Origin of the sequence: Thermoactinomyces intermedius (genome assembly GCF_013912365.1) — a bacterium.
GTDB lineage: Bacteria > Bacillota > Bacilli > Thermoactinomycetales > Thermoactinomycetaceae > Thermoactinomyces > Thermoactinomyces intermedius.
Genome location: NZ_JACETT010000024.1, coordinates 53873 through 75196, shown reverse-complemented (window position 1 = coordinate 75196; position 21324 = coordinate 53873). Strand labels below are relative to the sequence as shown.

The 21324-nt window shown below is 47.6% G+C and carries 24 protein-coding genes and 4 tRNA genes; 21 read left to right on the top strand and 7 right to left on the bottom strand.

Annotated elements, in window-relative coordinates; translation table 11 throughout:
* Positions 1-22: 22 nt before the first annotated feature.
* Positions 23-862 (top strand): PHP domain-containing protein, encoded by an 840-nt coding sequence (locus H1R82_RS06355; protein WP_232333825.1) that lies wholly within the window; start codon positions 23-25, stop codon positions 860-862.
* Here H1R82_RS06355 and H1R82_RS06350 read toward each other — a convergent pair.
* Both H1R82_RS06350 and H1R82_RS06345 read right to left on the bottom strand, forming a co-directional pair.
* Positions 859-1293, bottom strand: coding sequence for a GNAT family N-acetyltransferase (locus tag H1R82_RS06350; RefSeq protein ID WP_232333826.1), 435 nt, complete (start codon positions 1291-1293; stop codon positions 859-861). The two genes, H1R82_RS06355 and H1R82_RS06350, sit on opposite strands and share 4 nt — an antisense overlap.
* 17 nt (positions 1294-1310) lie before the next feature.
* Positions 1311-1823: a 2'-5' RNA ligase family protein gene (locus H1R82_RS06345; RefSeq protein ID WP_181730880.1), complete on the bottom strand. Its 513-nt coding sequence runs from the start codon at positions 1821-1823 to the stop codon at positions 1311-1313.
* A 261-nt stretch (positions 1824-2084) separates the two neighbouring features.
* Between H1R82_RS06345 and H1R82_RS06340 the strand changes: the two genes are divergently transcribed.
* From H1R82_RS06340 to H1R82_RS06305, 8 genes are all read left to right on the top strand, one after another.
* The gene (locus H1R82_RS06340; RefSeq protein ID WP_037995063.1) at positions 2085-2264 is read left to right on the top strand and encodes a hypothetical protein; all 180 of its coding nucleotides are present in this window, start codon (positions 2085-2087) and stop codon (positions 2262-2264) included.
* Positions 2265-2334: 70 nt separating this feature from the next.
* Positions 2335-2411 (top strand) — tRNA-Met (locus tag H1R82_RS06335).
* A gap of 5 nt (positions 2412-2416) precedes the next feature.
* Positions 2417-2493, top strand: a tRNA-Asp gene (locus H1R82_RS06330).
* An 8-nt stretch (positions 2494-2501) separates the two neighbouring features.
* A tRNA-Ile gene (locus tag H1R82_RS06325) sits at positions 2502-2577 on the top strand.
* Positions 2578-2597: 20 nt separating this feature from the next.
* Positions 2598-2672: transfer RNA gene (locus H1R82_RS06320), tRNA-Val, on the top strand.
* 227 nt (positions 2673-2899) lie between these two features.
* Entirely contained in the window at positions 2900-3436 is a 537-nt protein-coding gene (locus H1R82_RS06315; protein WP_181730879.1) for a DUF4352 domain-containing protein, read from the top strand.
* A 153-nt stretch (positions 3437-3589) separates the two neighbouring features.
* On the top strand, positions 3590-4453 hold the full coding sequence (locus H1R82_RS06310) for an alpha/beta fold hydrolase (RefSeq protein ID WP_181730878.1): 864 nt from the start codon (positions 3590-3592) through the stop codon (positions 4451-4453).
* 21 nt (positions 4454-4474) lie between these two features.
* Positions 4475-5197, top strand: a complete 723-nt coding sequence (locus tag H1R82_RS06305) for a hypothetical protein (protein WP_181730877.1) — start codon at positions 4475-4477, stop codon at positions 5195-5197.
* A gap of 61 nt (positions 5198-5258) precedes the next feature.
* Here the strand turns inward: H1R82_RS06305 and H1R82_RS06300 are convergent, their stop codons facing one another.
* Positions 5259-6368 carry a S8 family peptidase gene (locus H1R82_RS06300; RefSeq protein WP_370527042.1) on the bottom strand — a complete coding sequence of 370 codons (1110 nt, stop codon included), beginning with the start codon at positions 6366-6368 and terminating at the stop codon, positions 5259-5261.
* Between the two features lie 356 nt (positions 6369-6724).
* On the opposite strand from H1R82_RS06300, the gene deoR reads away from it, so the two are divergent.
* The 6 genes from deoR (at position 6725) to H1R82_RS06270 (ending at position 12953) form a co-directional block, all read left to right on the top strand.
* The gene (gene deoR / locus H1R82_RS06295) at positions 6725-7696 is read left to right on the top strand and encodes a DNA-binding transcriptional repressor DeoR (protein ID WP_181731209.1); all 972 of its coding nucleotides are present in this window, start codon (positions 6725-6727) and stop codon (positions 7694-7696) included.
* Between the two features lie 188 nt (positions 7697-7884).
* Complete coding sequence (locus H1R82_RS06290) at positions 7885-9189, top strand: pyrimidine-nucleoside phosphorylase (protein ID WP_181730875.1); 1305 nt, start codon at positions 7885-7887, stop codon at positions 9187-9189.
* A 15-nt stretch (positions 9190-9204) separates the two neighbouring features.
* The gene (gene deoC, locus H1R82_RS06285) at positions 9205-9861 is read left to right on the top strand and encodes a deoxyribose-phosphate aldolase (RefSeq protein WP_181730874.1); all 657 of its coding nucleotides are present in this window, start codon (positions 9205-9207) and stop codon (positions 9859-9861) included.
* Positions 9862-9887: 26 nt separating this feature from the next.
* Positions 9888-10280, top strand: a complete 393-nt coding sequence (locus H1R82_RS06280; RefSeq protein ID WP_181730873.1) for a cytidine deaminase — start codon at positions 9888-9890, stop codon at positions 10278-10280.
* Positions 10281-10490: 210 nt separating this feature from the next.
* Complete coding sequence (locus H1R82_RS06275; RefSeq protein ID WP_181730872.1) at positions 10491-11696, top strand: ATP-grasp domain-containing protein; 1206 nt, start codon at positions 10491-10493, stop codon at positions 11694-11696.
* A gap of 93 nt (positions 11697-11789) precedes the next feature.
* On the top strand, positions 11790-12953 hold the full coding sequence (locus H1R82_RS06270; protein WP_181730871.1) for a DUF819 family protein: 1164 nt from the start codon (positions 11790-11792) through the stop codon (positions 12951-12953).
* Between the two features lie 276 nt (positions 12954-13229).
* Here H1R82_RS06270 and H1R82_RS06265 read toward each other — a convergent pair whose 3' ends face one another.
* Positions 13230-14450 carry a DNA recombination protein RmuC gene (locus H1R82_RS06265; RefSeq protein WP_181730870.1) on the bottom strand — a complete coding sequence of 407 codons (1221 nt, stop codon included), beginning with the start codon at positions 14448-14450 and terminating at the stop codon, positions 13230-13232.
* Between the two features lie 295 nt (positions 14451-14745).
* On the opposite strand from H1R82_RS06265, the gene H1R82_RS06260 reads away from it, so the two are divergent.
* The 3 genes from H1R82_RS06260 to H1R82_RS06250 all read left to right on the top strand — a co-directional run bounded on the left by H1R82_RS06260 (position 14746) and on the right by H1R82_RS06250 (position 17183).
* Positions 14746-14958: a hypothetical protein gene (locus H1R82_RS06260; RefSeq protein WP_181730869.1), complete on the top strand. Its 213-nt coding sequence runs from the start codon at positions 14746-14748 to the stop codon at positions 14956-14958.
* A gap of 148 nt (positions 14959-15106) precedes the next feature.
* On the top strand, positions 15107-15640 hold the full coding sequence (locus H1R82_RS06255; RefSeq protein ID WP_181730868.1) for a phosphatase PAP2 family protein: 534 nt from the start codon (positions 15107-15109) through the stop codon (positions 15638-15640).
* Between the two features lie 205 nt (positions 15641-15845).
* The gene (locus H1R82_RS06250) at positions 15846-17183 is read left to right on the top strand and encodes a helix-turn-helix domain-containing protein (protein ID WP_181730867.1); all 1338 of its coding nucleotides are present in this window, start codon (positions 15846-15848) and stop codon (positions 17181-17183) included.
* A 54-nt stretch (positions 17184-17237) separates the two neighbouring features.
* Here H1R82_RS06250 and H1R82_RS06245 read toward each other — a convergent pair whose 3' ends face one another.
* Positions 17238-17654, bottom strand: coding sequence for a DUF1885 family protein (locus H1R82_RS06245; protein WP_181730866.1), 417 nt, complete (start codon positions 17652-17654; stop codon positions 17238-17240).
* A 205-nt stretch (positions 17655-17859) separates the two neighbouring features.
* Here H1R82_RS06245 and H1R82_RS06240 point away from each other — a divergent pair, with 205 nt between their 5' ends.
* On the top strand, positions 17860-18162 hold the full coding sequence (locus tag H1R82_RS06240; RefSeq protein ID WP_181730865.1) for a DUF3055 domain-containing protein: 303 nt from the start codon (positions 17860-17862) through the stop codon (positions 18160-18162).
* A 166-nt stretch (positions 18163-18328) separates the two neighbouring features.
* Positions 18329-18472 carry a GapA-binding peptide SR1P gene (locus H1R82_RS06235; RefSeq protein WP_181730864.1) on the top strand — a complete coding sequence of 48 codons (144 nt, stop codon included), beginning with the start codon at positions 18329-18331 and terminating at the stop codon, positions 18470-18472.
* A 54-nt stretch (positions 18473-18526) separates the two neighbouring features.
* Here H1R82_RS06235 and H1R82_RS06230 read toward each other — a convergent pair whose 3' ends face one another.
* Entirely contained in the window at positions 18527-19984 is a 1458-nt protein-coding gene (locus H1R82_RS06230) for an aminotransferase class I/II-fold pyridoxal phosphate-dependent enzyme (protein ID WP_181730863.1), read from the bottom strand.
* Positions 19985-20110: 126 nt separating this feature from the next.
* Complete coding sequence (locus H1R82_RS06225) at positions 20111-20731, bottom strand: YktB family protein (protein ID WP_181730862.1); 621 nt, start codon at positions 20729-20731, stop codon at positions 20111-20113.
* Between the two features lie 278 nt (positions 20732-21009).
* Between H1R82_RS06225 and H1R82_RS06220 the strand changes: the two genes are divergently transcribed.
* Positions 21010-21189, top strand: coding sequence for a YkzI domain-containing protein (locus H1R82_RS06220; protein WP_231564588.1), 180 nt, complete (start codon positions 21010-21012; stop codon positions 21187-21189).
* Positions 21190-21324: the final 135 nt, after the last annotated feature.

The window sequence follows — 21324 nt, the reverse complement described above, 5'->3', positions numbered from 1 at the left end:
TCAATGAATGGAGGGTTCAGCAATGGGGAAAGTGGATTTACATGTGCATACGACGGCTTCGGATGGCTTGTTTTCTCCGGCCGGTGTGGTGAAACTGGCGGAGGAAGCCGGGTTGAAAGGGATTGCCATCACGGACCATGATACCGTCGAAGGGATCGAAGAAGCCCGGGCGGAAGGAAAAAAACGGGGAATTGAGGTGGTGCCCGGAGTGGAAATCAGTACAATGTGGCAGGGGAAAGAAATTCACATGCTGGGATACCATATGGATGTGCATGACAGCCGTCTCCTCAAAATATTAAAGAAACAGCAAGAAGCCCGGCATCAACGCAATTTGAAAATCATCGACCGCTTAAACGAGTTGGGCATTCCGGTGACTTATGAGGAGGTCATCGCCAAAAAGAAAAGAAATGCCCGAAAAAATCCGGGGAGGCCGCATATTGCCGAAGTGTTGATCGATAAAGGCGTCGTCAAAACGATGGACGAAGCGTTTGATCAGTATCTGGGGAAAGACGGGAAAGCTTATGCGGTGGTTGAGCGGATTTCTCCGTTTGAAGCGATCGAATGCATCCATCAAAGCGGAGGAGCAGCCGTCATTGCTCATCCCGGTCTTTATGAGCAAGACGACTTGATCCCGCTCCTGGTGGAAAAAGGATTGGATGGCATAGAGATCAACCATCCGGATCATCCGGCCGGTCAAAAAAGACATTATGAGGAGTTGGCGGATCAACTGGGCGTGCTGAAAACAGCGGGCTCGGACTTTCACGGAGAGCGAAACGGTTCCATGTATCATGCGCCGCTGGGTACATGCACCACAGACATCTCCGTCATCGAGGACTTGAAAAAACAGCGCCTGTATCTTTAAAGATTTTTTTCCATCCGCATGTGTAAAATCCCGGCATCTTCAAACGGGGTGCCAAAAGCGGTATAACCCAACTTCTCGTAAAAGGGCAACGCGGACACTTGCGCATACAGCAAGATTTTTTTGGCTCCTTTTTGCCGGGCGAAGGTTTCCAATGCCTGCATTAATTTCGTGCCGGCACCGGTTTTCCGGTATTCTTTTAAAACGGCCACTCTTTCCGCTTTGCCCGTATCATGGTCAAGAAAACGGAGGCGGCAGGTTCCGACGGGAACATCTTCCAGCCAGGCGAGGAAATGGACGGATTTTTCTTCCCATTCGTCCATTTCCAAGTCTTTTGGCACTTGTTGTTCCTCGATGAACACCTTGGTCCGGATCGAATAGACAAGCTCCATCTCTTTGGAGCCGGTCGCTTGTTTTACGGTGGTGTCAGCCAATTGCAAACCTTCCTTTCTCAGTTCCTGGCCAGCAAGAAAGATTGATGAATGCTCCAAGAACCGTTTTCCAATTGGTACATCAAATGAAAACGGTCAATTTTTGATTCCATTTGCACATTTTTCATCCGCAGGCTTCCGTAAACATCATGCAACTCATCTTCCGCCATTTTTTGACCGATCGTGAGATGAGGGATGTATTTGTAGGGAGCCTCGACGCTTTCAAACACTTCACTGATTTTGTTGTGCAATTCAACCAAAGGCTCTCCGTTTTCAATGGCATAATAGATGGTGTTGCTGGTGGGATGAAAGTGGCTGATTTTATGGAATTTAATTTGAAAAGCTTTGACTTCTTTGGCGATCCTCTCCAGATCTTGAACCGCTTTTTCGAGTTTGTCGTCAGAAAGTTCGAATTTCTCTTTTAAAGTGATATGCGGGGGAATTAAGGAATAATGCGGATCATAGCGTTTTCGTAAAGCGTTTACTTTGTCTTGGACATGTTTCTGTGGAAAGGCAACAATGCCGTAGTACATCTGAATCCCTCCTCGAAATTGGTGACTCCTTTTATTATAACTTTTCTTGAAGCAGAACGCATCCTCGATCGCAAAGAATAAGACAGGCCGCAAAGATCCGGCCTGCCTGCTCAGAGGAGGGAATGTAGAGGTGTTGCCATGGTTGTTTTATTTTATGCGTATCACATTGAACGGTTATGAAACCAGGCGAAAATATGCGTTTATCCAGGCATGAAATGGAAGCGCCGCGGAAAAAATAGGCATACAAGGAGGGTGTGAAAAATGACAAAGTGGATTTATTGGGCCAAATTGTTTGACAGTTCGTTTCAAGCTCGCTGCCTGGCAACACGCATGCAGGAGGATTGGTGGCTGTACGGTTACGACAGTCCGGAGGAAGTGGAAGTGTTCCGCTCCAAAAAAGGGAAATACGGGGTGCGGTACATATGGAGAAAAAAATTTTAAAAAACCCCTTGCATGTTCCGGAGAATTATTGTATATTAGAAAATGTCGCTGATGACGAAACAACAAACGACGCGGGGTGGAGCAGTCAGGTAGCTCGTCGGGCTCATAACCCGAAGGTCGCAGGTTCAAATCCTGTCCCCGCAACCAAATATGGAGCTGTGGTGTAGAGGCCTAACATGCCTGCCTGTCACGCAGGAGATCGCGGGTTCGAATCCCGTCAGCTCCGCCATTTTTAATGGGCCTATAGCTCAGTTGGTAGAGCAGTCGGCTCATAACCGATCGGTCACAGGTTCGAGTCCTGTTGGGCCCACCAGATTATTCCTTTCAAAACTTGGGCAGTTAGCTCAGGGGGAGAGCGCTTCCTTGACACGGAAGAGGTCGTTGGTTCGATTCCAATACTGCCCACCAAACCGAGCCCCTTCTCTGCGAAGGGGTTTTTGCTTGATGAATAGATATGGTTGGTCAGATCCGTTTCAAAATTGACGCCGGCCGGAGCCCGCTTCTTATCATGGGGGAGTTCCATGAGGGAGGCGGGCTTTTTGTGTCTCCGTCCAATCCTGGTTGCCCGGACCGGACAAAAACCTTTGATTTCAATACGAATGAAATATCCGGAAACCAAAGCAAGGAGGGATTGGATGAAGCGATGGATTTTATGGGGGGCAACGCTTTTGTTCGCCGGGGGAATGTTGACGGGTTGTTCCGTGCAGGGACAAAAGGCGGAGCCAAAAGCGGAAAATCCCCCGACAGCCAGTGATGCCAAAGAGAAACAAGAACCAACCAAAGAGGAAAACGTATTTCAGACCGGGGAAACGGCGTCGGTTGACGGGCTGGAGATCACCGTCCAAAGTGCCGCTTTAAAAGACGGGAACAAATATATTCCGCCGGAGAAGGGAAAAGTGTTGGCGGTTCAATTTCAGTTGGCCAACCGGAGGGATGAACCGGCGCGTGTTGGGGTGGAAGCGTTTAATTTATATGATGAGGACGGAAATGCACTGCAAAGTTATTTCTCCTACGATGACGGGTTTATGGAGGCTGAATTGCAAAAAGGGGAGACGAAAAAAGGTGTCCTGTATTTTGATGTCCCCCAAAAAGAAAAATATGTACTCCTTTATAAGCCCGATCTTACCGGAGAAGAAGAAGTCAAATTTGAAGTGACTTTGCAACCATCATGATGACCAGATTTCAGGATCCGGGCAGGGAGAAACGGTAACTCCGCTTGCCCGCTTTTTTGTGGGGAAGCGATTTTACCAGAGTGTAGGAAAATGGTTTAATAGGAGTCAAGCGGGCTCAAACCCAAAAAACAGATAAAGTGGGGAATCGGATCGATGAATGGGAAAAATGCCATCCGCAGCCGGTTTGATCAGGTGAACCGGTTCAGCATTCATTGTTATACAGCCGGTCTGGATCAAAAAGGACCGCCGGTTGTCTTGTTGCACGGGGGAGGCATTGATTCCGCACACTTGTCTTGGGGAGGAGTGCTGGCGCCGTTGTCGGAAAATTTTCAGGTGTATGCGCCGGATCTTCCCGGTTATGGCAAAAGCGACAAGCCGGATATCACTTACTCCCTTGATTTTTACGTCGGTTTTTTGAAGGAGTGGATGGAGCATCTCGGTTTGAACCGGATCCGCTTGGTCGGATTGTCGCTGGGGGGAGGGATTGCCATCCGCTTTGCGGCCATGTATCCAGGCAAAGTGGACCGGTTGGTTCTGGCGGCTCCCTATGGTATATTCAACAAGTTGAAATTCCACCGGCTTTCTTACCTTTATGTCAAGACCTGCCTCAATGAACTTTCGTACAAATGGTTGCGAATCCGTCCGTTGGCCAGGTTGAGTTTATTATCCGGTCTGTTCTATGATGAGAAGAAACTGACCGGTGAACTGTTTGAGGAGATTTATCAGTGCGTTCTCGATGCATCAGCGGGAAAAGCATTTATTTCTTTTCAAAGAAGCGAACTGACTTTGCGGGGGATTCGTTCGGATTTGACCGAAGAGTTGGCCCGGATCCAAGCTCCTGCATTAATCATTCAGGGAAAAGAGGATCCCGCGGTGCCGACCGTTTATGCCCGGAAAGCCCACGAACGGATTCCTTGCTCCCGACTGGCGGTCTTTGAACAATGCAAGCATTGGCCGCAAAGGGAATTTCCGGACAAGTTCGTCCGGCTTGTCACGACGTTTTTTAATCAGGAATAACATTTTCAATCAGGTGATCGGATGAAATACCATTATGAAACCGAAAAAAAAGATTATCGTGATTTTGCCAGCGGGCGGGTGTTGTACAATGTCCCCGGTTCCGCGCCTTTTCCCGTCCGGTTGGCAAGCGAGATTTTTTACCGGGCACAATCTTTTTTAAATGAGGAAATAAACGGGTTCAAGCTCTATGATCCGTGTTGCGGGTCGGGATATTTGTTGACCGTGTTGGGTTTTTTGCACGCTTCCAAGATCCGCGAAATCGCGGCTTCGGATGCTGATGAAAAGATGGTGGCGTTTGCACGGAAAAATCTTTCCTTGCTTTCTTTTGAAGGGCTTCGCCGCAGGGAAGAAGAAATCCGGAAATACGTGGAGGAGTATGGGAAACCTTCGCATATGGAAGCGTTGGACAGTGTCCAGGTGTTAAAAACATATTTGAAGGAGGAACCCATCCCCATCACTTGTTTTCAGAGGGACATCACGAAGCCGGATAACCATCCGGTCCTTCAGGCCCAGGTCATCATCACCAATCTTCCATACGGGAACCTGGTTTCCTGGCGTGGAAATGATGACAATCCGGTCCGATCCCTGTTTAAAAATCTGCGGAAAGCGATGGACTTAAACAATTCCGTCGCCGTCATCATTGCCGGTCAGAAGATCAAACCGGAGCATGAGGGGTTCAACCGGGTTCATCATTTTAAAACCGGCAAACGGCATGTTTCATTTTTTAAACCGGTTTCATCATGAATGATTTCAGCCTTTTGATCAAAAAAAGCTGTCTGTGATTTCACAGACAGCTTTCAATTTCTTATTGAGAGACGGATTTTGCGGCATTGACACGGCCGTGTGCCCAATATTGGCCGGTTCCGGAGATTTTGTCAGCCGTTCCTTCGATGGCTTGACGGATTTCACTGGCGCTTTTGCCTTGGGAGGCAAGCAAAGCTGCTTGACCGGCAACCAGCGGAGTGGCCATGGAAGTTCCGGAAGCCGTTTGGTATCCCCCGCCGGGAACCGTGGACAAAATGTTGACCCCCGGAGCGGCTACATCCACCCAGCTTCCATAGTTCGAGAAGGAAGCGATTCTATCGTTGGAGTCGGTTGCGGCCACCGCGATGGCTTTTTCATAATAAGCCGGATAGCTGGGAGCGCTGGTCGATTCGTTCCCGGCTGCCGCCACCACAACGGCTCCTTTGCTTGCGGCATAGTTTACGGCATCTTCCAAGGTGGAAGCGCCTTGGGGAGATCCCAAGCTCAAGCTGATCACGTCGGCACCTTGGTCAGCGGCATGGGTGATTCCTTGTGCAACGGAATCCAGGGTACCGGATCCGTTCGCATCCAAAACACGTTCTGCCAGAATTTTCACTTTCGGAGCCATACCGGCAATCCCGACGCCATTGTTGGTCAAAGCAGCCGCGATTCCGGCGCAGTGCGTTCCGTGCATATTTTCATCCATGGGGTCGTCATCGTTGTCAACGAAATCTTTTCCTTTCACCACTTTTCCTTGCAGGTCGGGATGGGTGTAGTCAACCCCGGTGTCCACGATGGCCACTGTCACATTGGAAGAACCTTGGGTGACATCCCAGGCTTCTTCAGCGCCGACGAGTTGGGGGGCATATTGCTCGCTGTATCTGGGATCATTCGGAGTGAAAAAGGCATGCACTTCATGGTTGGGTTCCACATATTCCACATTGGGGTTGGATTGGTATTGTTTCAGGACATCTTCAAGGTTTTGACCTTCGTTTACTTTCACCACTTGATACCCCAGTTGTTTATTGGTGGAGGTGATGGTGGCTTTTGCTTTGGCGTGCAAGGTGGAAACGGCAGAAGCGGTTGCGTTTTGTTTGAATTTTACGATGATTTCCTGAGGCTGTTTTTGAACCGTCTCCGCGTTGGCGTTGGATACGGTCGGAATGGACATAAACGTTCCCAATGCAAAGATGGCCGCCAGAGACAAGACACGTTTCAGCAATGGGCTCATCCTTTCTATACTAAAATATTTTCAGTAAGGATTCTATTTTCAATTTGTTACAAAAGTTTAACGAATTTTATTCATTATTGTAAAAATGAATTTATATTAAAAAATAATAAAACCAACCTTTCAAAAAATAAATATCCGGGTTCCCGCCGGGAAGTGCGGAAGGGTCTCCTTGTGACAGGCCGAAAGGCGGATTGCAATCTTCCACCCTTTTTTCCATCGTATGAAGGCCATGAGAGATGAGTTCAGGATTCTTTCCGTGCTATAATGGGCGTGACGAATCGATGACGGGTGAAAATATGGATCAAACAAAACTCAAGATGTTGATACAAGCAGCCAAAATGTATTATCAGGAGGATTACAATCAGCAGGAAATCGCCAACCGGTTGGGAGTTTCGCGACCGACCGTGTCGCGCCTGTTGCAGCAGGCCAAGGAAGAAGGCATTGTGCGGATTGAAATCGTGGATCCTTCGCTTCGTCTGGACCAACTTGCAGCTGCTTTAAAAGAAAGATACCGGATGAAAAAAGTGTTGATTGTACCGGTTCACAAGTACGACGAAAAAACGGTAAAAAAAATGCTGGGCAGGCAGGCGGCCTTGTACTTGGACCAAATCGTTGCTGACGGGGATTTGATCGGGGTTGCCTGGGGAACGACCTTGTACCAGGTTGCGCTTCATTTGAAGCACAAGCCGGTCAACCATGTGCATGTGGTGCAATTGAAAGGTGGTGTCAGTTATTCGGCGGAGCATACTTATGCTTCGGAAATTATGCAGAGTTTCGGGCAGGCTTACGGAACGATTCCGCATTATCTCCCGCTTCCCGCCATTGTCGACAAGGCGGTGGTGAAAGAAGCCATCGAGGCCGACAAGCACATTCAAAAACTGCTGGAAATGGGGAAACAGGCAAATATTGCGGTTTATACCGTCGGGGAAGCGTTGTCCGATTCCTTGCTGTTCCGGTTGGGCTATCTGAACGAGGAAGAGTTGAAACTGCTCTCCGCCAAAGCCGTCGGCGATATTTGTTCCCGGTTTTATGATAAAAACGGAAAAATTTGCGATGAACGTTTAAATCAACGAACCATCGGCATCGAATTGGACGAATTGAGAAAAAAGGAGCACTCTGTTCTGGTGGCGGGAGGATTGAATAAAGTGAAGGCGATCCGCGGGGCTTTGAAGGGACGGTATGCCAACGTGTTGATCACGGATCAGTACACGGCCCAATTGCTTCATGAACAAAGCGGCGGAGACGACGATTCGGGGCATTCGGATTGAATGCTCTTTTTTTTATTTTTCGTTTCGCCGATCATAATAAGAAGAAAGAGGATTGGAACGCTGTTGGTTTTACATTTGTTAATATTTTAATTTACATATGTTCAACCCTTTGATATATTGGCTTTGAAGGCAAATGGAATGAGTCGGACGGGCTTGTGCGATAAAGAATGAAGGGAGTCGTTAAGAACATGCGGATGATCGATTTGATCGAAAAGAAAAGAGACCAAAAGGCATTGACCGAAGAAGAGATTCGGTTTTTGGTGCAAGGTTACACCCGGGGAGAAATTCCGGATTATCAAATGGCCTCCTTTTTGATGGCGGTTTATTTTCAAGGGATGACTCCCGAGGAAACCGCTCATTTTACCATGGAAATTGTCCGCTCGGGAGAGCAAATCGATTTGTCTTCCATTGAAGGAATCAAAGTGGATAAGCACAGTACCGGAGGTGTGGGAGACACCACCACATTGGTGCTGGCGCCGCTGGTGGGTTCGGTCGGCGTGCCGGTTGCCAAAATGTCCGGCCGCGGACTGGGGCATACCGGCGGAACAATTGATAAACTTGAATCCTTTCCCGGATTTCATGTCGAGGTGGACAATGAGGAATTCATCCGGCTGGTGAATCAAAATAAAGTCGCCGTCATCGGCCAGTCCGGAAAGCTGACGCCTGCCGATAAAAAGTTGTATGCCTTAAGGGATGTGACCGGAACCGTCAATTCCATTCCGCTGATTGCAAGCTCCATCATGAGCAAAAAAATTGCTTCCGGTTCGGATGCCATCGTATTGGATGTGAAAGTGGGAGCAGGGGCTTTCATGAAGAGCATGGAAGATGCGCGGAAACTTGCCCGGACCATGGTGGAAATCGGCGACAATGTGGGAAGGAAAACCATGGCGGTGATCTCGGATATGAGCCAGCCGCTCGGTTTTGCCGTCGGAAATGCCCTCGAAGTCAAAGAAGCCATCGACACGTTGAAAGGAAAAGGGCCGAAAGATCTGGAAGAGCTCTGTTTGACATTGGGCAGCCACATGGTTTGCCTGGCCGGCAAAGCCCAAACTCCGGAAGAAGCCGGATCGATGCTCAAAGAAGCCATGAACAACGGAAAAGCGCTGGAAACCATGAAGCAATTCATCCGGGCGCAAGGCGGGGATGACCGGTATGTCGATCATCCGGAGCAGTTGTTGACGGCAAAGTACACGATGGAAGTGAAAGCAAAAGAGGACGGATATATCTCCGAAATCACGGCCAATGAAATCGGAACGGCCGCCATGATGCTGGGAGCCGGACGGGCGACCAAAGAATCCGAAATCGATTTGGCGGTGGGATTAGTGTTGAACAAAAAGATCGGTGATTCTGTCCGCAATGGAGAGACACTCGTTACCATTTACAGCAACCGTTCGTCGGTGACGGACGTCATTGAAAAAGTGGAACAGGCTTATGCGATCAGCAAACAACCGGTTCAACCACCAGTTTTGATTCACGACATTGTTCAAGGATGACAGGAGGAAAACGAAATGGAAAAAAGTCAAATTGCCAAACTGATCGACCACACTTTGTTGAAACCGGATGCAACCAAGGAACAGATTGTCCGACTGGCGGAAGAGGCCAAAAAATATCATTTTGCGTCCGTATGCGTCAATCCGGTTTGGGTTCCGCAAGTCTATGAAATTTTAAAAGAGACCGATGTGAAGGTGTGCACGGTGATCGGATTCCCTCTCGGGGCAACCACACCGGAGACCAAAGCCTTTGAAACCCGCAACGCAATTGAAAACGGGGCGACGGAAGTGGATATGGTGATCAATATCGGTCTGCTGAAATGCGGCCGGGATGACGAGGTGGAAGAAGACATTCGCGCCGTGACCAAGGCGGCTGAAGGAAAAGCATTGACCAAAGTGATCATTGAAACCTGCTTGTTGACGGATGAAGAAAAAGTCCGGGCATGTGAAATCGCCGCCAGAGCCGGGGCCGATTTCGTCAAAACGTCCACCGGGTTTTCAACAGGAGGAGCCACCGTGGAAGATGTCGCACTGATGCGCAAAACGGTGGGAGACAATTTGGGAGTGAAAGCATCCGGAGGCGTCCGCAGCCTGGAAGATCTGATGAAAATGGTTGATGCCGGAGCCAACCGCATTGGAACCAGTTCCGGAGTCAAAATCATGGAAGAAAAATAAGCTTTGAAGCAGAAAGGTTGAGAGCCATGGACCGTGACCAACTGATTGAGGAAGCCAAAAAAGGGATGGAACGTGCCTATGTCCCTTATTCCAAATTTAAAGTCGGCGCCGCCCTGTTGACCAAAGAGGGGAAAGTGATCCGTGGGGCCAATATTGAAAACGCTTCTTACGGGCTGACCAATTGTGCCGAACGGACCGCCGTCTTCAAGGCGGTTTCAGAAAACGAACGTTCTTTTTCCGCCATCGCGGTGGTGGCGGATACTGACGGGCCGGTTTCGCCTTGCGGGGCGTGCCGCCAGGTGCTCTCAGAGTTTTGCGATTCGGACATGCCGGTTTATCTGTCCAATTTGAAGGGGGATGTCATGGAGACGACCGTTGGGAAATTGCTTCCCTATTCGTTCTCCAAAAAAGATTTATAAATCCACGGTCTGGTGAGCCTTGCGAAGTCATTTCGCAAGGTATTTTTAATTAAAAGAAAATTAATTATTTTCTACATATATTTATTGACATAAAATAGTGTTTTTTCTAATATTAAGAGGAGCACCCCAAATGTCAGGTGTTCATGAATTTCATGATTCCACCGGTGTTTTGAGATCCTCAAGAAGACAGATAAAAAAGGGGGAAACAATTTGAGTATACTGATTTTTAACCGATTGCCCCATTATGACGTTCCTTATAACCAATGGTTGAAGGAACTGAATGAGGATCTGTATCTCATGACAAACACCACTTATGCCAAGGATTTTACTCAATATGCCCAAGTTTTTGCGTTTGAAAATTATGATTATAATTCTGCCATTGAATTTCAAGCTTTGCAATTGTACCGCGAACATCCGTATCACACCATCATTGCAACGGCCGAACGGGATATCCTGCGGGCAGCCAGGCTGAGGGAATATTTGGGGATCGAAGGGCAATCTTGGGAAAGTGCCATCGCGTTCCGCGACAAAGTCAAAATGAAATCCATTTTAAGCAAGGCCCATATCCGGGTCCCTCAATACGCCCGTTTGAACTCAGCCATTGATTTGTATGAGTTTATTCAGGATCATCATTATCCGGTGGTGGTGAAGCCGGTTGACGGAATGGGTTCCAGAAACACCACCATTCTGGAGAATGACCGCGACACCATCCGGTATCTGACGAAAGGCTTGGAGCATAATCTGGAAGTGGAACAATTTATTGAGGGAGAAATGTACCATATTGATGGTTTGATTCTTTACGGCGAAATCGTTTTGTGCTGGCCGTCCAAGTATTTGAACGATTGCCTGGCTTTTCACGAAGGCAAATATTTGGGAAGTTATTTGTTGTCGCCGCAAAATCCGTTGACGGCGCGGATGCAAGAATATGTTTGTTCCGTTTTGAAAGCGATGCCGACGCCTGAGCACACTTCTTTTCATGCCGAAGTGTTCCATACCCCGGATGATGAATTGGTTTTGTGCGAGGTGGCTTGCCGCACCGGGGGGTCCCGGATTTGTGAGGAGTATCGCCAAGCTTTCGGGGTTGATTTGACGAAATTTTCTGTACAAGCCCAGTGCGGGATTCCGGTTCAGCTGCCAAAACAGTTGCAGAAAGAGAAAAAGCCAAAAACCCAATTCGGTTTTGTCGGGATTCCCCCGAAATACGGCACGTTTGTAAAGGGGCCACGGGCGGAAGAATTGCCGGAATGGGTCACGGAATACCGGTTGCTTGCCAAACCGGGGCAATCTTATGCCGGAGCCACCACGAGCGTCGATTACATCGTGACGATGGTGGTTACCGGACGGACGGAACAAGAAGTGCTCAGCCGGATTGAAGAGGCGGTCGAAATGGTGAACAGAAAAACGGAGTGGAAATAGATCGGCATGGTCTTGGATATTTTTATCCAAGACTTTTTTCTTTGAGTGTATGATGGAGATAGAAAAACAAAGCGTTTGAAAAGGAGGAATTGGATGAATCAAGACGCATGGATCACCAGCCCGTTGGGAGTGGGGGCCGTGATCACTTTACTGATTTGGTTTTCCTTTTGGCTGGATAAAAAATACTGCTTTTTCTCTTTTCTCGGAACCGCGATTCTGGTAATCACCGGCGGGGCGGTTTTGGTGAATTTGCATGTGATTCCTTCTTCTTTGGGGGAATCAAATCCCGTTTATCAATTTGCCGGGGATTACTGCGTGCCGCTGGCCATTGTCCTGTTACTGTTATCCACGGATTTTCGAAATTTGCGCCGATTGGGAAAACCGGCGTTCATCGCTTTTGGCCTGGCTGCCATCGGCACCATTTGCGGGACGGTGTTGGGAGGTTTTTTGACGGCCGGGCAGATCGGGGAAGAGAGTTGGAAAATCACCGCCCAATTTGCGGCCAGTTACATTGGCGGCGGGATTAATTATGCAGCGGTGGGAAAAGCGCTTGAAACATCGGAAACCATGTATGCGACCGGAGCTGCCGCCGACAACATCATGACCAACGTCTGGATGGTTGCGACCGCCGTGATTCCGGTGTTGCTCCGCGGCTTCTACCCTTCGCTTCAGGACAAGGAGTGGAAAGGGGAAAAAACCGGTGAAGATTTTTTTCAACCCAAAAAAGTGACGATCTTTGATCTGGCGGCGATGCTTGCGGTTGCGTTTTCCATTGTGGCGGTTTCCGAATGGGTCACGCCTTGGATTCAGCAAGCCACCGGCCTTGAAATCCCTAGTGTGATTTGGTATACCACATTGGCTCTGTTGATGGCCTGGTTTACGCCGGTCTCCCGGTTGCAAGGGGGAGAGGCGATCGGGAATTATTTGCTTCATCTGTTTTTTGCCTCCATGGGTGCCGGGACCCTCTTGAGTACATTGGTGGAAAAGGGGCCGGTGGTGTTTGTCTTTCTCGTTTTTGTCATCGCCACGCATGCACTGATTGTTTTTGGTGCGGGGAAATGGTTTAAACTCGAAGTGGAGATGTTGGCCGTGGCCAGCCAGGCGGCCATCGGAGGTCCGTCGACGGCCCTTGCACTGGCGTCGTCCAAAGGTTGGGCTTCATTAATGACTCCCGCCGTGTTAATGGGGATTTTCGGTTACGCGGTGGGCAATTATATCGGGATCTTAGTGGGGAACTTCATGAGAATGATCCTTTGAGCCATTGGGTTTCGCTCAAAGGATCCCCATCCTTGGGCAGCCGGTGCGGTCGTCCGTCTGTGTCTGCCCAAGGAAAAACCCGGTATGTGGATGAACCTTCCTGTTCCGGACGGATCCGGTTTCACCGCATGAGAAAACCCGTTTCCACGATCACTCTCCCGGACCCGTTTCTCCATCCGTTTCCGGACCGGCCGGAGTCGGGGGGATGCTTTTGGGTTGGGGCAGGTTTTCCACTTGGTTCAGTTTCTTTTTCATGGTTTCCGTTTGCCGGCTCGCCTAGCCGATGGTTTTTCCGGCTTCTTCAATTTTTCTTTGTGCTTTGGCCAGATAGTCCCCGAACCGATACAAATCATTTTTTAAAATGCTGAGCCATTCCCAGGCTTCATGGGTGTGTTTTTCGATTGCCAAAGTGCGAAATCCCATTTGCAAACTGTTCAAAAAAGCGGACAATGTTGCCGGCCCGACAATGGAGACGCGGTATTGGCGCTGAATGCTTTCCCATAAACCCGGACGGCGCAAGACTTCGGCATACAAACCTTCCAAAGGCAAAAATAAAATGGCAAAGTCCGTTGTTTTCGGGGGCGATATATATTTTTCGCTGATCTTTTTGGCTTCTTGTTTGACCCGGTTTTCCAGATTTTTTCCGGCCTGGGTCATTTGATGGACGTCGCCGCTTTCCTGTGCTTCCAGAAGGCGCTGGTAATCTGCGAGGGGGAATTTGGAGTCGATCGGCAACAATACAAATTTCCCTTCTTCCTGTTTCGAAGGCAGTTTGATGCAAAATTCCACATTTTCCTTGCTGTTTTCTTTGACACGCACATTTTTTTCATACTGTTCTGAAGACAACATTTGTTCCAAAATGTTTTCCAATTGGATTTCGCCCAAAACCCCGCGGTTTTTGACATTGGATAATATTTTCCGCAGATGGTCCACACCGGTGGCCAGATTTTGCATTTCCCCCAAGCTTTTATGTACTTGTTCCAAGCGTTCGCTGACCAGTTGAAAGGATTCGCCGAGCCGTTTTTCCAAGGTATCGTGCAACTTTTCATCCACGGTTTTCCGCATTTCTTCCAGTTTTTTCTGGTTTTCGGTTTGGATGGCCGCCAGCTTTTCTTCCACTTGGGTCCGGAGATGGTCAAATTTTTGTTCGTTCATCCGGGTCAGATCATTCAGTTGTTTGGAAAAGCTGTCCAGAAGATCTTTTTGTTGCGATGCCGATTCGCGGAGCGTGGATAATGTGGCTTTGGTCAACGTGGTGAAAGACTGCTGCAATTCTCTCCGGTTTTCCAGTGAAGACGTATTCCATTCCTGGCGGTTGTACCCCATTTCTTCCCGTACTCTTTTTTCCAATTTTTCTTGCTGGTCTTGGAGTGTTTGCAGCTGGTAAAAAAGATCGTTCCAGGGATTTTCTTTCGTTTCCGTGAGCGATTGCCGGTACAAAAGATAGAGAATCCCCCCGTTCAAAAGAAGAGAGAGGATGGCGATCAGTGTACTCACCCTGCATCCCACCTTTTTGTCTTTGGTTAAAAATTCCTTCTCTTATTATAGCGATCTTTTTTTCTTTCGTCTCCGGGAGCGGACGGTTACGGGCCGGATTTGTCATTTTTTTAGGTGTCGGAAAAAATTTAACAGTTTACCGGGCCAAAGCAGTGTTTTTCCCTAATTGTGACCAGATTGATCCATGTTGTTCAATAAATCTTTTAGAATACGGACCGTGGAATCTTGACCCTCTCCGTATTCCTTTTTAAAATGAAGACACAGGACGAAGCGTTTTAATATTAAGGAGTGAAAAATGAACAAAACGTCTTTTTTGACCATCGTAGCTTCTGTCATGACTCTGATCGTACTGATGCCACCCAGCAATAAAATATGGTTGAATCGTTGGGAAATGCTGCTTCAGTCGGGCGGAATCGAAAAAGGCGTTTCTGCTGAGAAAAATCCGGAAAATCAAACCACCCTGTGCTGTTACATAAAAGAACGGTCAGAAGGGTTGGCGACGGAATGATGGATATATCCTCTTTGGAAGAGTTGCACCATGGCAATCACCAATGCTGAATACGGGTGTTAATCTTCTCCAAGATTAACACCTTATTTACTTTTCTTTTTGCCCGTTTCTTTCTTCATCAGGGGTGCTGAGACGGAGGTGAGGACTGATGAAAAGTTTGACATCCTGGTTGTCCCGATCGGATCAATTTTTGATTCAACTGGTGAATTGCCATTTCAAGTGTCGTTTGTTGGATTGGATCATGCCCCGGGTGACCCATCTGGGAGGGGCCACGGCGACCATCGTTTTTTTGTTGGGCTGGATCCTTTTTATGCCCAAGCCGGTGAAAGGATGGGCGTTGGAGGCATTGATTGCGCTGGGGACAAGCCATTTGGCCGTCCGGTTTTTGAAAAAGTATAAGCCGAGAATCCGTCCTTATCTGAAATTAACGCATTTGCACACATTTCCAAATCCGCTGACGGATTATTCCTTTCCTTCCGGCCATACAACCGCCGCTTTTTCCATCGCCATGACATTTGCCCTTCATTCGTCCGTCATGATGATGATTTTGATTCCATATGCCATGATCATTGGATTCTCCCGCATGTATCTGGCTTTGCATTATCCGACCGATGTGTTGATCGGGACCTTCCTGGGAAGCAGTTTTGCTTTCATCGTGGTCAATCTGTTTGAGAGGATATAAAAGGGAGAGAATTTCCTTTTTTTGATTCATTCTTTTTTCTTTTCTAAAAAATATGGTAGAATAAGCGTATCTAAATATCTAATTACCCCATAAAATGTTGGGGTTTTTTCTTTCTTCAGGGGATGTTTGGCTTTCATGACATAAAAATTAGCTGAAAATTTTATATAGTGTTACATATGTGGCGAAATTTGATCAGGAGTCAGGGATGGTGAAGAACGTGGACTATATTCATCCAATTCAAATCGGGGAATTGCTCCGGAAAAAGAGAAAGGAATTGGGCCTGAGGCTGGAAGATCTGGCCGACGATTTCATCTCTCCTTCCACGATCAGCAATATCGAACGGGGAATCACTTATGTCAATGAAGAGAAAGTGCGGTACATTGCGGAAAAGTTAAATGTGAATTTGGACCGGGCCCATGATTTGCTGGCCAAAGAAAAACAAGAAGAAGAACAAATGGTTTTAAAGTTGACCGCCATCGAGAGCATGGTGGATTTAATGAATCCGGACAAGGGATTGGAACGTCTTCGCAAATTGGATGTGCCCGCCAATCATAAGCTGGCCGGCATGATTCATTTTTTGCGGGGGAAAATTTATTTAAAGAAGAAAAACTGGGTGAAGGCCAAAAATTACTTTCTGGAAGCGATCCGGATCATGGAACAACGGGAAGACCGCTCCATGTCCAACATCAAAGCAGCCAGTTACCATGAGTTAAGCCGCATTGCTTATGAAAACAAAGAATGGAATCAAGCATTGAGCTATATCGAGGAAGGAATCAGCCACTTCAAGGAAGAGGGACAACGGAACCATTACAAATATCTTTTGCAGGTTTCACGCATCATTTATCTGAATGAAGCCAACCGTCTGGAAGAAGCGTTGCGCCAAATCGAAAAATTCTGGAAAGAGATCGGCTGCATCGAGAGCATCGATACCGTGCTGGAATTATACATGGTCCGCATCAAGGTGTTGATGAAGTTGAAGCTGTATGACGAGGCCATCCGGTATGCGGTCCAAGGGATCGAACTGGCGAGGATCAACAAGAAAGTGGCAAAAGCGTGCGAATTGTGGCAATTGATGGGCAAGGTGTATTTGTTGATCAAAAAATGGGAAGAGGCCGAAGATTGTTTCCTGACGGTCTTGAGCCTGCAGGAAAAACTGAAAAACGATCTGTTAAAAATCCGGGGGCAAACGTACTTGGGCCTCAGCTATTTGGGGCAAAACCGGTGGAGCGAGGCGGAGGAAGTCTTGCAAGAAGCCGGTTCGGGCTGCGAACGATCCCAGCAGACGGAAGTGAGCCGGGAAACGTACATGGCTTTGGGCGATTGTTATCTGCAACAAGCCAGATATCAAGAAGCGATTTTGTATTATGAAAAAGCCCGGGAGTTGGCAGGAAAGGAAGGCGACCGGGAGGGGGAGCACAAAATCATTTTAAAACTGGCACAATGTTATGAACGGGTGGATTTTACCAAGTTTCAGGAGTATGTGACCGAGCTTTACAAAATCGAGATGGCCGTGGAACAAGGAAAAGAATTGTCCGTCCGTTGATTTTTCAAACCGTTTTCCTCCACCTGAACGGGACAAACAGGTGGAGGAATAAAATTATTTCCGGCTGTTGTAATACATGACCCGGCCGTTAAACAAGTGGAGTTCCCCCTTTAACTGTTTGGCAAAAAACTTGGAAAACTCATTTCCTTTGGCAAGGTCCCCGTGGGACGCATTGGAAGGAAGAACGATTTGGATATAATGGACGCCTGACGCTTCTTCCCGGCTTGTTCCGATGATTAAACCGTTGTATTTGTCCGGGCTTTTGCCTTTGAGGTGCAGATAAGAAATGCCGTCTTGCTCTTCTTGGCTTACCTCATAAGGGAAAGCCGCCGCTTCATAAGACCATCCCAATTGTTTTCCCGTCAGGCCGGTCATTTCGCAGTAGGTGTCGAGCAACTGTCTGACGCCGTCCAAATCAATGGTTTCTTGGTTGGAACCGGGAACCAGTTTTATGTATGCGCTTTTACTCACGGCGATCGCTCCTTCATATCAATGCTTTTTTTGTTATATTAACATGTGTGTGAATATTTCATCAAATCATTCGATATTTTGTTGGCTTGATCAATAAATTTATGTTTGAGCATGATAAAATGCGGGTATATATTATTTATCTTCTGTATTTTAGGATTCGAGTTTAAAATGATATTCTTCTAAATTAAAGTGAGGAGGAGATAAGATGAGTCTTTATGAACGTTTGTATGACGAGGCAGAACAGGCCAAAGTGCGATTTGTCGGTTTTATTTCGGATAACGGCCGTTATGATTATGGCATCGTCTACACCAATATGTTCTTTGGAAAGCCGTTAGTGGTTTGTATGCAGACAGGACGCTCCTCGTTGCTTTCTTTAGAAGACGCCGAAAATTTAGATTATTTGCAAAGGATTTTTCATCTCCGATCCATGGATGAAGCGAGAGAAGTTTCGATCTTTTTGAAAAGCTGTCTCCCGGCGTTGGGGAACCAGGCAGAGCGGGAATATTGACCAGAAAGAGCAAGTCTCCGGATTTGCTCTTTTTTAATGGAAAAATGAAGAATATGCCATCCTGACCTCTCCTTTGACAAAATTAGTATATCATAATATACTATTAGTACATCATAATTGAATCGTTTTCACTCTTTATGTGATGTTATTGGAGGGGGTTCCTGTGTTGGAAGTCATCGTATGCCAAACCTGTGACAAAGTGATTGCTTATGTCGAATCAGAAAAAGCAGGCACCTTGTACGGTTCCTGCCGGGGTTGCGAAGACCATCCGTCCAAATCGTGCGAAAAACAAGCGGAAGGCGTGGCTTAAAGATAAAGAAGGACAAAGGTGGGTATAAAAAAAGCCGCTTCAAGCGGCCTTTTTTTATTCAATCACCCGGATCATTTTCACGTTCGGATCTTCCGTTCCTTTGACAGGCAATCCGGCTTGAATGTGCTTTTTGATATAGTCGATGTTTTCTTCCGTGATCCGTTCCCCCGGCGCAAAAACAGGGATCCCGGGCGGATAAATCATGATGAATTCGGCGCTGATTCTTCCGGCGGCTTCTTCCAACGGAACCGACACCGTCGGGCTGTAAAACGCTTCGCGCGGCGACAGAACCAGTTCCGGAATTTCCGGGGTTTGAATGGGAACATGATTGGAACGTCCGGGTTGATAAAAATGATCGGATAAATCCTGAAGGGCATCTATTAACGGAAGGATCGTTTCTTCGTTGTCACCGGGCGTGACCAGACACAAAATGTTGTATAAATCGCTCAACTCGACTTCAATGCGATGATGTTCCCGCAACCATTTTTCTGCATCATATCCGGTGATGCCCAAGTGTTTTAAATGGATGAGCAGTTTGGTTTCATCGATGTCATACAATGCATCACTTCCCAGCCATTCTCTCCCGATGCAATGCAGCCCGGGGATTTCATTGATCCGTTTTCTTGCCGTATCGGCCCAATACAGTGTTTGTTCAATGATCTCACTGCCGTTGACGGCCAGATAACGGCGGGCCGTATCAAGGGATGCCAAAAGCGGATAGGAAGTGGAGGTGGTCGTCAACATGCTGATAATGGCTTGCACCCGGTGGGGATTGACCAGTCCTTCCCGCAAGTTGAGCACTGAGCTTTGCGTGAGCGATCCGCCCAATTTGTGGACACTGGTTGCGGCCATGTCCGCACCGGCATCCATTGCCGACAAAGGCAACCGGTCATGAAAATGGGTGAGCACGCCGTGTGCTTCATCCACCAAAACGGGAATGCCGTGCCGGTGGACAACCTCGACAATTTCTCGCAGATTCCCGGCGATACCGTAATAAGTGGGATTGATGACCAGCACCGCTTTGGCATCCGGATGTTGGTTCAGCGCTTTTTGCACCTGACATGCGGTGATGCCGTGGGCGATTCCGAGCCGTTCATCCATTTCCGGGTGGACAAAAACCGGGTAAGCACCAGCCAGAATAATGGCGGTGATCACGGATTTGTGCACGTTTCTTGGCACAATGATTTTTTCTCCCGGACGGACGACGGACATCACCATGCTCATGATCGCTCCGCTGGTTCCCTGGACGGAAAAGAAGGTGTGGTCGGCCCCGAAGGCTTCGGCAGCCAGCTCCTGAGCTTCCTTGATCGCCCCTTTGGGAAGATGCAAATCATCCAATGGCTCTATGTTAATGAGGTCGATCGACAGGATGTTCGACCCGACAAACTGACGAAATTCCGGATCCATTCCCTGCCCTTTTTTATGGCCGGGGATGTGGAATTGCAGCGGTTTTTTTTGTGAGTGTTCAATCAGCTTGGAAAACAGTGGTGTTTGATATTGTCTTTGATTCATTGCTGTTGCCTGCCTTTACAAGTAAATCATGCACGACCGTTAGTATAACAAAAAGCATTCTTAAACAAAAGAAAAAAATCCATAAAAAAACCTGCAAAACCCTCAGGATTGCAGGCAAGAATCAAGTCAGGAAGAAACTGCCAACCGATACAAAGGATAAAGCGTTTGAAAAGCCGATTCACTGCGTTGGATGATTTCTTCGCCTTTTAAGGTAACCGCTTCTTCCCGGGGGATGAGAATTCCGCACAAAAACTCGGCTTTTTTCACCTTTTCCAGGCGGTCCAACCCTTTTTCCACATCCCAATCCTTTTTGGGAGTGGTTTTGGGAACGGTGTGATCTTCCGAAATGTGGAAGTGGTCAGGAATCGCCGGCCAGATTTCGTCCAATTGCGCACGAAGGCTGCGGGCAAAATCGGGTTTGCGGCCGCATTCATAAATCAAAGCAAACCAGATGAAAAGATGCGTGTCGCGGATTCCCAGTTGAAAGTGCGGATGGGCTTTATACCCGCGTTTGTTGGCGGCCCAGGCCATCCAAGTTTCATCTGGCGGATTCACGGTCCGGCGGGCATGTTTTGCAATGTGCAGATAAAAAGGTTCCCCGATCATTTGCTCAAGAAACGGGGTGATTTGTTCCCCGATGCTTTCAAATTTCGGCCGGATCCGTTTCTTTAACTCTTCCATGCGTTCTTCAAGGCCGTTTACCTGAAAGACGGCAAAATCTTCTTCCGTAAACGAAGGAATTGCCATCGATGTTCACCACCTTTTTTCCGTTTTGATCACTATCTTACCACAAGGCCATTTCATTCTGAAAATCATCCACATTGTCAAGTGTCGTTCCGTTTGCAAGTTTTTAAGCATAGATTATAGAAAATCAGGACCTCGGATTCCGCGGGGACAAAAACGTTTTTTCCGGGCAGGTTTATTTCTTGAAAAACAGGCAATGCTGTAGCCAAGCAACAAGATGGCAGGCATCCTAAGATACCCGATTAAAAAATAAGGGGTGTAGCGGAACCATGGAGGATTTGATGAAGGCTTACCGTTGTCGGGATGCGGAAGAAAGGATCCTGGTGTTGAGAATGGAGTTGGATTATGAGTTGTTGAACCTGTACGACGCTCTCAAAGAGAACCATCCCCATAAAATCGACCAATGCAAAGCGCGACTGGAGGAAATCAGAAAAGAGATGATGATGCTGGAAGCATTATGATTTGCATCCGGACCCGCTCACGTGGGTCTCTTATTTATGGCGGAAAATTATTTAAATATTATAAAAATTAAAAGGAATGAGAATTGTTGATCGTGCAAAGACCGGCAAAAGGCTCAACCTGCTGAAGATGTATAT